This window comes from Paenibacillus sp. LPE1-1-1.1 (assembly GCF_040676435.1).
In the GTDB taxonomy this organism is placed as follows: domain Bacteria; phylum Bacillota; class Bacilli; order Paenibacillales; family Paenibacillaceae; genus Pristimantibacillus.
In genome coordinates, this window is sequence record NZ_JBEGHY010000001.1 from 1,628,749 (window position 1) to 1,641,150 (window position 12,402).

Sequence of the window (12,402 nt, forward strand, 5' to 3'; positions counted from 1 at the left end):
GGCAGCGGCTTCTCTATTCGACTTATTCCTAATGCTTATGCTTCCAAAATGAAGAGTTTTCTCGTCAGATCGCTTAGACGAGCATCAATTTTACCGATTTCATCCGCTTCCTTCGTTTGGTTGCGGAGATCGAGCAGTTCATTGACCGCGCTGCTGATCAAACCGATTTCACGCTCGATCAAACGGCTGCGGAACACTCTCTCCAGCTGCCCCAGCGTGTCCTTGAATTCGAACACGACCCGGTCACCCGTTTTAGAGCTTTCGACAATTTGGTGAACGGAACCATTCTTATAATGATAGATCATCGTATAATGACTGTAGATTCGGTTGACGATCGCGTTGCCGCGGAAAGCCGAAAGCGCTTTTCGCATGGCATTGGTCAGCCTCGGTTGAACAAGACGGCAAGATAATACGCATACATAATAGTCTTGTTGACGTTCAAAGGTCAGTCGGACTTCTTCCCTCCCTGCTACATCTTCGAGAACGAGCTCCTGATTCCCATTGTCGAGCACCAACACCTGAAGGTGAATTTGCTGCTCTTCGAATAAACGGATAAATTCAGCCATCTCTTCATTCGTCAATTGCAGTTTGGCATTTACATACTCTGTGGCTAGCCGCTTAGCCATAAAAATCTCCTCAATTCTTTGAACTTGCACGCTTTGGTCTTGTAACACTGGTCTTGTTGCTTAAGTATATTATACGTGATCCGAACATTTTATTCCTGCCGTTCATCCCCGATATTCTCGCATATTCCACAGAATAACGGTAGAATTCACGAGGAAAGCCGACTTTTTCACTGTATCCTCTGCTTTATATAAGAACTTGCTGCACTTGCTACCTCATGTAGCAATCGCCTCGGTAATGATCTCCCAAAGCTGCTCTCTTCCAATACCCAATTCCGAAGAAAATAAAACAACCGAATCGCGTGGATCTGCTTCAAGCGTCTTTTTGATCATCTTGATATGCTTGTCCCATTTCGACTTCGGAATCTTATCTGCCTTCGTTGCGACGATACAGGTTGGAATCTCATAGTGCTTCAGCCACTTATACATTTGCTGGTCCTGCTGCGAAGGCTCATGACGTATGTCGATGACAAGCAGCTGCAGCTTAAGCGGCTCGCGGTCGCGAATGTACCGCTCGATCATTTCCCCGAATTGCACGCGCTGCGTCTTCGACACCTTGGCATAACCATAGCCCGGAAAGTCGACCAAATAAATCAGGTCATTTACCCGGTAATAATTTAGCTGCTGCGTTTTCCCCGGCTGCGAACTGGTTCTTGCTAAGTTTTTGCGTAAAATAAGCTTATTAATCAATGAAGATTTTCCTACATTCGAACGCCCTGCCAGAGCAATCTCTGGCAAGGCGTCCTCTGGGTATTGATGTGGTTTTACTGCGCTGATGACGAACTGGGCTTGTGTAATTTTCATAAAATCGTTGTACCTGCCTTCTCCTCCGTTTGAACCGGAAGCAACGCATGCTGCAGCACTTCATCCATATGACTGACAGGAAAAAATTGCATATCATGACGTACGCTATCGGGAATATCCCCTAAATCCCGTTCATTTTCTTTCGGCAACACAATCGTGCGAATGCCTGCACGATGCGCTGCGAGCGATTTTTCTTTCAAACCGCCGATCGGCAGCACCCGTCCTCTTAGCGTGATTTCGCCTGTCATCGCCACTTCCTTGTTTACAAAGCGGTTAGTAAGAGCCGAAATAAGCGCTGTCGCGATTGTAATGCCTGCCGATGGCCCATCCTTCGGAATGGCCCCTTCGGGAATATGAATATGAATATCGTTTTTCTCATGGAAGCTCGGATCAATGCCAAGCTCGACCGCTTTCGAGCGCGTATAGCTGAATGCCGCCTGAGCCGATTCCTTCATGACATCACCTAGTTTACCAGTTAACGTTAGCTTTCCGCTACCCGGCATGACGGTAACTTCAATAACAAGCGTGTCTCCGCCTACCTCGGTCCATGCCAGACCGGTTACCGCGCCGATCTGATTTTCACTTTCGGCAAGCCCATAGCGGAACTTCGAAGGCCCGAGCCACTCTTTCAGCAGCTCGCTTGTAAGCTCAAGCGGCTCGACGGCTTCCGCTTGTTCTTTGGATACGAAATACTTTGCCGCTTTGCGGCATACCGCGGCAATCTGCTGCTCCAAATTACGTACGCCGGACTCGCGGGTATATTCCCTAACCAGCTGCAGAAGCACCTGTTCGGTCACAAGGAGCTGCTCCTCTGTTAAGCCGTGCTCCTTCTTCTGCTTAGGCAGCAGGTAACGCGTGCCGATCTGCAGTTTCTCAAGCTCCGTATAGCCGGGAATATACAAGACCTCCATCCGGTCAAGAAGCGGACGGGGAATATTGTGCAGCGCATTGGCCGTCGTCACGAACATGACATTCGATAAATCGAAGGGCACTTCAACAAAATGGTCGCTGAACGTATTGTTTTGTTCCGGATCAAGCACCTCAAGCAGTGCCGAAGCCGGATCTCCGCGGAAATCCATCGCCATTTTGTCGATCTCATCGAGCAGAAACACCGGATTCGACGAGCCAGCCGTCTTCATCCCCTGGATGATCCTGCCCGGCATCGCGCCTACATAGGTGCGGCGGTGGCCGCGAATCTCGGCTTCGTCGCGCACGCCGCCAAGCGAGATCCGAACAAACTTGCGGCCCAGCGATTTAGCGATAGAGCGTGCCAACGAAGTTTTACCGACGCCCGGCGGCCCTACCAAGCAAAGAATCGGCCCTTTGAGCTGTTTGACCAGCTGTTGAACGGCTAAATATTCGAGCACCCGCTCCTTCGGCTTCTCCAGACCATAATGGTCATCGTTAAGAATCGCTTCTGCTTTGCTTAAGCTTAAATCATCATCCGTCGTCTTGTTCCACGGCAAGGAAAGAAGCCAATCAATATAATTGCGGATGACGCCGCCCTCAGCCGATGTCGAAGGCATCTTCTCGAGCCGGTCGATTTCCTTCTCGATTTTCTCCTTCACCAGCTCGGGAACGCCAGACTCGGCGAGCTGCGAACGCAGCTCCTCGACTTCGCCTGCACGGCCTTCCTTCTCGCCAAGCTCCTTTTGGATCGCCTTCATTTGCTCGCGCAAATAATATTCCTTCTGCGTTTTTTCCATTTGCTTCTTGACGCGTTGGTTAATTTTGCGTTCGAGCTCCAGCACCTCGCGCTCGTTGTTGAGAATATCGAGCAGCTTCTCCAGGCGCTCCCCGACATCAACCGTTTCAAGGATATCCTGCTTATCCTTGATTTTGAGCGACAAGTGGCTCGTAATCACATCCGCGAGCCTGCCCGGCTCATCGATGTCAGATACAGCCGCATACGTTTCGGGCGTAACCTTCTTCGACAATGAAATATAATGCTCGAATTGGTTTAAGACGGAGCGCATCAAGGCATCCACCTCAGGATCATCCGTCTCCTGCTCAGGCAATTCTTTTACGGATACCTCATAAAACTCGTCGTTCGGCAAATAATCCAAAATCTCCGCGCGGGAGACGCCCTCCACCAAAACGCGGATCGTGCCGTTAGGCAGCTTCAGCATTTGCCTTACTTTCGCAATCGTGCCGACTTTATATATATCTTCCTCCGTCGGCTCCTCAATGTTCACTTCAGACTGTGAACAAAGCAATATCATATGATCTTCGACCATCGAGCGTTCTAGAGCCCGAACCGATTTGTCCCTACCCACATCAAGGTGGAGCACCATGCTGGGATAAACGAGTAGCCCTCTTAGCGGAAGCAAGGGCAGCCGACGACCTTTCGATTTACTAGGTCCCACACCAGCACCTCCAATTGTTAACGTCTACCCTAGTTTATCATTCTACGGAATCAGCCTGCAAATACGGAACGGCAGAAGCGATAAAAAGATCGGTTCCAAACGGCGCTTCCACCCGCACGGAGGAACTCTCGGCGCCGGGAAACACGTATTTGAACACTTCCTCGACCTTTTCGACTGGAATAACCTTCAACCCTTCCAGGTCTGCAAAAATCGCCTGCCAGTTCTCTCTCGGAATAATAACCGTATTCGCGCCGGCTTGGAAAGCTGCCTCAACCTTAGCTAATACGCCGCCGACGGGCTTTACGTTTCCATGAATGCCAACTTCGCCGGTCATGGCCAGCTTGTTGTCGATCGGAATACCCTTAATCGCGGACGTAATCGCCGTTGCCATTGCGATGCCGGCAGACGGTCCGTCGATTGGCGTGCCTCCTGGGAAATTGATATGCAAATCAAAATCCTGCGGATTCAGCCCAATTCGCCTTAATACGGTCAGCACGTTTTCAACGGAGCCCTTTGCCATGCTTTTTCTTCTAAGCGTCCGCGAGCCGCCGCCGAGCTCTTCTTCGTCCACAACGCCCGTAATCGTAAATTGTCCCTTGCCGGCAGCCGAAGGTATCGCGCTCACTTCAATCTCGAGCAGCGTTCCCATGTTCGGTCCGTACACCGCAAGGCCGTTCACGAAGCCGACTTGCGGCGCTTCGGGCACCTTGCGGTCAGGACGCGGCGGTATTTGGCTGCTGTTCACGACCCACTCGATATCGCCGGCAGCGATGCTGTCCCTCTTCTCAGAGAGCGCTACGCCTGCTGCAAGCTGGATGACGTTTACTGCTTCGCGTCCGTTTGTCGCATAACGTTTGACGACATCGATTGCTTCCGGACATGGCGCGAAGCCGATTTTCTTCACCGCATTTTCCGCGACCAATCCGATTTCCTCAGCGAGGAGCGGACGGAAAAACACTTCCATGCAGCGGGAACGGATCGCCGGCGGGATCTCCTGCGGAGAACGCGTTGTCGCGCCCACGAGCCGGAAATCCGCCGGAAGACCGTTTTGGAAAATATCGTGAATATATACCGGAATGTTCGAATCCTCCGAATTATAATAGGCGCTCTCCAGGAACACCTTGCGGTCTTCCAGTACTTTTAACAACTTATTCATTTGAACCGGATGCAATTCACCTATTTCATCAATAAACAATATCCCGCCATGCGCTTTCGTAACCGCGCCCGGCTTTGGCTGCGGGATGCCTGCTACCCCCATCGCGCCGGCGCCTTGATAAATAGGGTCGTGAACCGAACCGATTAACGGATCGGCAATGCCTCGTTCATCAAAGCGGGCCGTAGTCGCATCGATCTCCGTAAACTTCGCTTCCGGCAAAAATGGCGACGAAGGATTCTTCTTCGCTTCTTCCAATACGACGCGCGCCGCTGCGGTCTTCCCGACGCCCGGCGGACCGTAGATGATAACATGCTGCGGGTTAGCGCTGCACAGCGCCGCCTTCAAGGCACGCAGGCCGTCACGCTGCCCTACGATGTCCTGCATAGCCTGCGGCCTTGTTTTCTCGGCAAGCGGCTTTGTAAGAGAGACGCTTCTCAGCTTACGAAGCTTGTCCATCTCCTTGCGCGATTCTCGGTCAACCGCAGAGCGGTTCGTCTTCTGATTGCGCAGCAAATTCCAGAAATACAAGCCGATAACGACTGCAAAAAACACTTGGATCAACATCAATACAACACTTAAACTCATTAGTAATCCGCTCCTTTCAAGCGTAAACGGCCTAATCCGTCATAAATAGTAAAAGCTCGTTGAGCTCAGAAATACAACCCTTCCGTATTAAACATGCGTAATTGATAGTATTGCCCCTGAGAAGTGGTAATAACCGTTATCGCTGTTATTTTTCGCAAGCCCTTTCGTCTAACCCATCCAACTCATGATGCTCAAAAAACGCTTGATCGGTGCAAGCACGAAGGTCAGCCCCGTAATGATTGTAAATGGCGGCCAATCGTAACGCTGGGAAGCAAATAAATAGACGGACCACAGCATCATGACTGCATAAAACGCAAAATCTCGGTATAGCCCCCGTTTTAAAAGCGGTTTGATACCTGCCCACAAAACGGCGATAATCGCCAGAGACATTATAATAGTGACAAAGGTTATGACACGCCCCCCTTTTTACTTTTTGCCCTCACGTAAATTATTGACATTTAGCGGCTGATTGCTTAGTCCCACATTGAGCAGCGTAACATCGGCAGCCACTTTGATTTCGATTCCGGAGAAAACGCTGTCCCAGTCCTTCTTCCATGTCCGCCACTGCTTTCGGTACTTGCGGTGCGCCATATCCGCGAAGCCCACGGCATCCGTCTTCAACCGTTGCGAGGCCTTCCAGCCGGCATCCGTATAACGAAGAATTTCCTGTTCTGCTGCATTCTCAAGCTCGGCTACAATTTCCGGTTTATATAAATCCATCGAGCTGCAGTCTGATTGCGTCAGAACCGCTTTGCCTTTTATGTCCACCTTCACATTCAATTTGCCATCCGTTAATGAAGGCTTCAGTTTCGTTTCTGATGTTCCCAATTGAATCGTTAAATGCTTATTTTTTTCCTCTGGGCATGCAAAAGTCAATAAAGTTTTTTTAATGTCGTTACGCAAAAAAGCTACGCCGAGCGCCTCTTTCCGGGACAACCAGCCAACCATCTTGTCCTTCTTGATCACTGCGGCTCTGCCCAGCTTGATTTTTGCCGGCAATGTCGTGCTTTCGAACACTTGGAGCGAAGATACATCCGACTTGCCTGACAAGAATACCTCTGGCAGCACAGCGCTCCCTGAATCGCTGGACAGATTCATGGCCAGCTGGAACAGCTTCACTTCCGGCAGAACGGAGGTGTACATGGATTCCAGGTGATTGATCTCCCGAATGCCATCGCCGGAAATTTTCTGAATTTGCATCATTTGCTCCAAAATTTTGCGGGCGCTGCCGGAAGTAACCAATACGTCGACCGTTTCCCGGGCATCGGTATTTCTCAAATAGACATCCAATATGGGATTTATGCCGCGACGCGCCGTCTCCTCGCTAATGACGATGACACGGTTATGCGCAAAATACAGCTTGCGGGGGCTCTCAAAAAAACTGCGCGAGTTCGCTTCCCTTATCGTTTTCCCAACTGTCGAATAAACGTTAACCGGAGCGCCGCCGCCGCCGCCCATAATCCCGATCCCGGAAGAGATGGCGGAAGGAATAAGCACTTGGAAGGAAACCAGCCATTCCTCGCCCTTCCTGTCGATTGAGGTAGCTGACGTAATGGCCAGCTCATTTAATTCAATCCTGCTCCAGCAGCCTGAGAGCATCAGCATGCACAGCGTTATCGTAAGCGGCAAACCAAACCTGCGCGCAATTCTCATACCCTTCCCTCGCTCGGCCTTGCCTTATGCCGCGTCCAACGGAGACCGCACCAGATCAGCAAGCAAATCGCATAATTGTTTAACAAGAAATAAATGGTCAGCGTCGTATAGCTGAATTCGGTTACGACGAGACTGTTAGGCCAGGCAAACAGCGCCGTTGCAAGTATACCTATGCCGCCGGCTGCGTAATGGCTGAAATGGGCCGTTAGCTTGAAGGTTTGAAAAGCCAGCTGGAAGAAGCCATACATAAAAATCGAAACCTGCGCGAACATGGAGGCCGTCCAAGCGGATACCAGCAATACGTCGATTCTTTCGATAAATTGCCCGATTTCAACCGTACCGATAGCCGCAAATGCAGGATAGGACATAGCGCTGATAATTTCGGTCCCAAAAACCGCTATCGTAACCGCCGTTACCAGGGTAAAGAACAAGCCGGATATCACGGTTCCCCAGACTGCAACCTTTACCGCGGATGCGGTATTCTCCAGAAACGGCAAAAACAACAAAAGCACGGCCGTTCCGGAAAGGCAGCCTAGGGGCATGAAGCCCGAGGCGATATACTGATTGGCCGAGCTCTCTATAATCGGAAGAAATTGCTGGAAATCAAACTGCCACCATATGAGAAATACATTTACTCCCAAAAAAAATATAAAAACCAAGAACACAACAAAAATCACGCGGGCCAGCGTTTCCTGCCCTTGCGACGCGGTAAATCCCGAAACAAGCACAATAATCGCCGCCAACATAAAAATAGGTGTAGTCTGCAATGTTTGTTCGGACATGAAATTGGAAAATTGTCTTACGACAACGGCCGCCGTAACGAAATAATAGCAGCATAAAACAAGCCCGATAACCGTTGCAATGACTTTTCCAAACCGGCTTTGAAGCCACTCCAGCAGCGGCCTTCTTTCACCTTCCCGGCATATATATCCAATCACGCACGACAGCAGAAGCGAGACCGCCATCGTGAGCAGCACGGATATCCAGCCATCCTGCTTAGAGATTTGAATGACAAAGCTGGGAACATAGAGCAAGGAGCTGGGGACGATCGCAAATACAACGATTGCGATGGCCTGTAAATTTGTTATCCGCTGCGTCATTGCCCCTCACCGCCTTTCTGGGATCGTTCACCCGCATGGTCTGATATGCTGCTTGGCGTTCCCTGCCGTACTGTTCCCGCTTTATTATCTAAGCTTGGGCGTTTCTTCATGGCCCACCATGGAACGCGTATGAAAACATCCTTTAAATTATTGGTCTTGAGCGGCGAGATCGGCGTCAAATAAGGAACCCCAAAGGAGCGAAGCGACGATAAATGGGTCAGAATCATCATCAGCCCTGCTAAAATTCCAAATACGCCGAAGGAGCCAGCAAGAATCATCAATAAAAAACGAATGAGCCGGGCAGCCGTGCCCATATTGATGGATGGGATAACGAAGCTGGCAATGGCAGTGAACGAAACGACGATAACCATCGCTGCGGAAATAAGTCCGGCCTGCACCGCGGATTGACCGAGCACGAGCGCGCCGACGATCGAAATGGCCGGACCGATGATCCGCGGCATCCGTACGCCGGCCTCGCGTAAAATTTCAAAAGTAATCTCCATGATCATCGCTTCGACTAAAGCGGGAAACGGTACGCCCTCCCGCTGCGCGGCGATGCTGATTAACAGCTGGGTCGGCAGCATTTCCTGATGGAAGGTCGTGATCGCAATATAAATCGATGGCAGAAGCATCGAGGCTAAAAAAGAAAAAAAACGAATGATTCTCAAAAAGGTTGAGATATCATAACGCTGGTAATAATCCTCGCTGGATTGAAAAAACTTAACAAACGTAACGGGAGCGAGCAGAACGAACGGCGTACCATCTACCACGATGGCAAACTGCCCCTCAAGCAAGCCGGCGGCAATCGCATCTGGCCGCTCGGAATTTTGAAGCAGCGGAAACGGGGTGAAGGTTTTGTCTTGAATAAATTCTTCAATATATCCGCTCTCTAAAATACTGTCCGTGTCGATTAAATCCAGTCTCCTGCGCACTTCCTCCAATACTTTTTCATCAGCGATTCCTTTCATGAAAACCAGGGCAATGGTCGTTCGGGTTTGATGCCCGATAATTCTGTACTCCATACGAAGATTAGTCGACTTTATTTTATTGCGAATAAGCGCCGTGTTGATGTGGAGCGTCTCCGTGAAGCCTTCCTTCGGTCCGCGAACAACGGTTTGCGTGCTTGGCTCTTCGACTGACCGTTTTTCCACGCCGCATGTAAAAGCAGCAATCGCTTCGTTAGAGCCATCAAGCAGCACAACCGTATTGCCTTCTAGCATAGCAAGCAATACTTCATCTAAACGATCGATCTTTCGGATACCGCCAATTGCGAGAGATCGGTATAGTAAGCTCTGAAAAGGAGATTCCTCCATTCCGTCGCCGTCGCCGCTTCCGAGCGGAGGCTCGGTAATCATGCTCATTACCAGCAAATTAACCGCGCTTGCATCCGTCATGCCTGCAATATATAAGAGCGCAGCTTTACTGCTTTTAAACATATGTAAATGTCTAATAATGATATCCGGCTCTGTGCCGAGCTCATCGGTTACCATTTTAATATTCATTTCCAAATCCGCGGACAAACGCTTCCGGTCTTTGTCATCGGTATCCATTCCCGTTTTTATTTCTTCATTCATTCTATTCGCACCTTTTCACTCCATCTCTTTTTGATCATTGCCAGCGCGAGCAGCAGCATGGGCACCAAAATCTGAAAGATCGGGAAATGGTATTTTACATTGTATTGAAAGCCGAACCACACCTGCTCCATGTAATTTCTAAACATAAACGATCCCCAAAAAATAATCGCCCCGACGAATACGATAATGTATTTGCTCTGCCGTTTCATGATTTGCGACAAAGCCAGCACCGCGCCAAAATAATAGGCGGTTAGCTTAAAAAACACTCCCGTAAAGAGAAGCAACGCGACCAGCGGATCTATTCGTTCCAAAAATCGGGCGAACTCCATATGATTCGTCATCTGCATCAAGGGAATCGTAACCGTCCCCGCAAGACTCCCTAAGCCTGCCAATATGAACATATTGGTGAAGGTAATGAACAAACCCGAAAATAAGAAACATTTTACGGTAAAGCTCACTATGCCGCCTGTAGGCTCCGAATATTTCCAAAACATTAAAAACAAAATAATCTCGCCGAAAGGGAAAGAAATCAGCTCCGGAAACGCTGCATCCCACACGGGCTTGAAGCCATTTTCGAGTATGGGCGTTAAATTCTCGAAATGCAGCAAACCCGAGCCTGTCAAAAGCAGAAAGAGAATAAGGTAAATAATTATTACGAGAGGCAGTATGGCCTCCGCCATTCGAAATAGAACATCAACGCCGTGAAAAACGGTATAGGCGGACAATAAGCAGACAAAGATAATCAGCACTGTCAAGGGAGTCTGCGGAAGCAAAAACATGATCATTAAATCGCCGAACTCTCTAACATTCCGAATCGATTTGTAGCAGAAATACAACACATAAGCGATAGATACGATATAGCCAAGGGGTCTTCCCAGCAATTCGAAAATAATCTCAATAAGATTCCTTTGCGGCATCAAGCGGTACAAAGCTAAATTCACCCCCCAAAGCAGGAGTAAACCGCATAGCATGCCCACAATAACGGCCAGCCAAGCATCCCTGGAAGCGTCGCTCGCCAGATAAAACAACGAGGAACTGCCGATTAAAAACAATACAATCAAGGATCCAAGCTGATTTAGACTGATACGCTCCAAATTCACCCCCGCCTCTGCTCCCGAATCGTGTAACCAATATTTTTCCTTATTTCCCGAAAATTATGCACCTTCTGGAAACATGGCCGCTAGCCCATCAAATTTGCAATAAAAAAAGGCTTATTCACGTCAATAACTGACGTAAATAAGCCTTTTTATCGGTTAAGCAGGCGTATGATGCTTCCGGCCCGGAATTTCTCCCGTCGCTTCAAACACGCGTACGATTTCATCTATTTCTTTCTTTAACTCATCCAGCAATTCAGCCTCAGGCACCTTACGAATGAGCTCTCCGTAACGGAAAAGCATTCCTTCGCCTCTGGCTCCAGCAATTCCGATATCGGCTTCCCGAGCCTCGCCGGGACCGTTAACCGCGCAGCCAAGGACAGATACCTTAATCGGCACCTTGATTTTTGAAATGTAATCCTCTACCTCGTTAGCGATGGAGAACAAATCGATGTCCAGACGGCCGCAGGTAGGACAGGATACGAGCGTTGCCGCATTCGTGATCAGTCCAAACGTTTTGAGCAGCTCGCGAGCTACTTTAACCTCTTCAACCGTATCGGCACTCAGGCTGATCCGCAGCGTGTTACCGATACCGAGTGCTAGCAATGCACCGATTCCCGCCGAGCTCTTGATCGTGCCCGTATGCAGCGTGCCAGCCTCCGTGATGCCTAGGTGAAGTGGATACTTGATAACCTTAGCCGCCATCGAGTAAGCCGCGATGGCCATCGGAACATCAGACGCTTTGAGCGAAACGATGATATCGTGGAAATCCAGCTCCTCCAATATCCCAATATGGAAAAGCGCGCTCTCAACCATTGCCTCCGGCGTTGGATAGCCGTATTTCTCAAGCAGATGATTTTCCAAAGAGCCTGCATTGACGCCGATACGAATAGGGATGCCTTTTTCCTTACAGGCCTTTACGACCGCTTCCACCCGTTCGCGGCGGCCGATATTGCCCGGATTAATCCGAACCTTATCTATGCCGTTCTCGATGGCAAGCAGCGCCAACCGGTAATCAAAATGGATATCTGCTACAAGTGGAATATGAATGCGTTTTTTAATCTCTTTGATGGCTTCGGCTGCTTCCTTGTTATTGACCGTAACCCGGACAAGCTGGCAGCCCGCTTCCTCTAGTCCTAAGATTTCTGCTACGGTCGCTTCCACGTCAGCTGTCTTTGTCGTACACATACTTTGAATAATGACTTCGTTACTGCCGCCAATCGTTAGATTACCGACTTTAACCGCCACTGTATCTTGACGCAAGTACATAAGCTTATCTCTCCCATGAACGTCAAAGTCCACCCTTTGACTGGCGGCAATACAGCCGCTCGGCTGGGTGGAGACAATGACGGTAGTCAAGCGTAAACGGCAAAGCCGTCATTGGCGACAAAAGCTCGTTACGCGGAAGGCTATAAGCTAAGCGTAACGCTTAGGCTCATAGCCTTTC

The 12,402-nt window shown here is 49.6% G+C and carries 9 protein-coding genes; all 9 read right to left on the reverse strand.

The annotated features are described in order from the left end of the window. Positions 1-35 precede the first annotated feature (35 nt). Positions 36-626 (reverse strand): non-ribosomal peptide synthetase module, encoded by a 591-nt coding sequence (locus MRBLPE1_RS07080; RefSeq protein ID WP_364143313.1) that lies wholly within the window; start codon positions 624-626, stop codon positions 36-38. Between the two features lie 213 nt (positions 627-839). Next, the gene (yihA, locus tag MRBLPE1_RS07085) at positions 840-1,427 is read right to left on the reverse strand and encodes a ribosome biogenesis GTP-binding protein YihA/YsxC (protein WP_364143316.1); all 588 of its coding nucleotides are present in this window, start codon (positions 1,425-1,427) and stop codon (positions 840-842) included. Continuing rightward, on the reverse strand, positions 1,424-3,793 hold the full coding sequence (lon, locus tag MRBLPE1_RS07090; protein ID WP_364143319.1) for an endopeptidase La: 2,370 nt from the start codon (positions 3,791-3,793) through the stop codon (positions 1,424-1,426). The genes yihA and lon overlap by 4 nt, the downstream gene beginning before the upstream one ends. A 37-nt stretch (positions 3,794-3,830) precedes the next feature. After that, positions 3,831-5,534: an ATP-dependent protease LonB gene (gene lonB / locus MRBLPE1_RS07095; RefSeq protein WP_364143321.1), complete on the reverse strand. Its 1,704-nt coding sequence runs from the start codon at positions 5,532-5,534 to the stop codon at positions 3,831-3,833. 426 nt (positions 5,535-5,960) lie between these two features. Then, complete coding sequence (locus MRBLPE1_RS07100; protein ID WP_364143324.1) at positions 5,961-7,187, reverse strand: Ger(x)C family spore germination protein; 1,227 nt, start codon at positions 7,185-7,187, stop codon at positions 5,961-5,963. Then, entirely contained in the window at positions 7,184-8,287 is a 1,104-nt protein-coding gene (locus tag MRBLPE1_RS07105) for a GerAB/ArcD/ProY family transporter (RefSeq protein ID WP_364143327.1), read from the reverse strand. Before MRBLPE1_RS07105 ends, MRBLPE1_RS07100 begins: the two co-directional genes overlap by 4 nt. Then, positions 8,284-9,861, reverse strand: coding sequence for a spore germination protein (locus MRBLPE1_RS07110; RefSeq protein ID WP_364143330.1), 1,578 nt, complete (start codon positions 9,859-9,861; stop codon positions 8,284-8,286). The genes MRBLPE1_RS07105 and MRBLPE1_RS07110 overlap by 4 nt, the downstream gene beginning before the upstream one ends. Further along, complete coding sequence (locus MRBLPE1_RS07115; protein WP_364143333.1) at positions 9,858-10,961, reverse strand: GerAB/ArcD/ProY family transporter; 1,104 nt, start codon at positions 10,959-10,961, stop codon at positions 9,858-9,860. Before MRBLPE1_RS07115 ends, MRBLPE1_RS07110 begins: the two co-directional genes overlap by 4 nt. Before the next feature lie 153 nt (positions 10,962-11,114). Further along, positions 11,115-12,224, reverse strand: coding sequence for a flavodoxin-dependent (E)-4-hydroxy-3-methylbut-2-enyl-diphosphate synthase (gene ispG / locus MRBLPE1_RS07120; RefSeq protein WP_309000404.1), 1,110 nt, complete (start codon positions 12,222-12,224; stop codon positions 11,115-11,117). Between the last annotated feature and the right edge of the window lie 178 nt (positions 12,225-12,402).